The organism is Treponema sp. R80B11-R83G3, from assembly GCF_054786115.1.
The window spans coordinates 1-1,136 of the sequence record NZ_BDHF01000247.1; the positions used below are offsets into that span (position 1 = coordinate 1).

The window sequence follows — 1,136 nt, forward strand, 5'->3', positions numbered from 1 at the left end:
ACTGCGATAATCTTTTGTAGTTCATTCGCCATTTACGCAATCCTCCTTATAATTGCAATAGATGTTTTCTTAAAGCTTCATATAACGCTTCAGGTTCAATCGGTTTGCCTATATGGCTGTTCATGCCGGCCTTTAAACATTTATCTATGTCTTCTTTAAAAACGTTCGCAGTCATTGCCACAATAGGAATTTGCTTGCGCAAATTCCTATTGTGGCTTCGAGTTTCACCTTCGGTGAAACTCGTGCCGTTATTTCCAGTTTTGCCTTCGGCAAAACTTAAGCTGTTATTTTCAATTTCACCTTCGGTGAAACTCGGGCTGTTGTTTCCAGTGGCGTTGTTTTCGGCGGCGTTTTTAATCAGTTCTTCTTCCAAAAGGCGGATTTCTTTTGTCGCTTCATAGCCGTTCATTTCGGGCATATTGACATCCATTAAAATGAGCCGGTATTTGCCGGGAGCCGCTTTGAACAATGACAACGCGGCAACTCCGTTTTCAGCAAAATCAATGGAAACCTCAGTGCTTTCAAGGAGCGCGGCTAAAATATCCCTGTTGATTTCAACGTCTTCCGCTATTAATATCGTATGATCTTTAAAATTAATCTTTGAATCGGAGGAAAAAGAATCGTCTTTTATTGAATCGCCCGTTCCTTTTTGGACTTTTACCGTAAATATAAATTTGGATCCCCTGTTAAGTTCCGACTCAATCCAAATTTTGCCATGCATAAGCTCTACAATCTCTTTGGAAATTGCCAAACCTAGCCCCGTGCCTCCGAAATTCTTTGAGATGTTTCTGTCCGCCTGATTGTAAGACGTGAAAAGTTTTTTTTGCTGTTCTTCAGAAATGCCTATTCCGCTGTCCGTGACTTCAATTTTTAGCGTTATGTCTCCGTTTGATTCATCCTGTTTTTCAACGCTTAAAGTAACCTTTCCTTTTTCCGGCGTGAATTTAATGGCATTGTTAACTAAATTTATTATAATCTGCGACAATCTCAATTCATCGCTTATTATGCATGAAGGAACGTTTTTATCAATATTTACGGATAAATTAATGTCTTTTTCCTCAGCGCGGACATTCGTCACATTAAAAATATTCGTCAGAGTTTTTTCAAAATTAAATTCGCCGTAAGAAAGCTCAAAC

Annotated in this window: 1 protein-coding gene; it reads right to left on the minus strand. The window is 39.0% G+C overall.

The genetic code is table 11. The features are described from left to right. Positions 1-46 precede the first annotated feature (46 nt). Positions 47-1,136, minus strand: a 1,090-nt coding sequence (locus tag ACYVRH_RS13055; protein ID WP_461257333.1) for an ATP-binding protein, incomplete at its 5' end; no start/stop codon positions are given.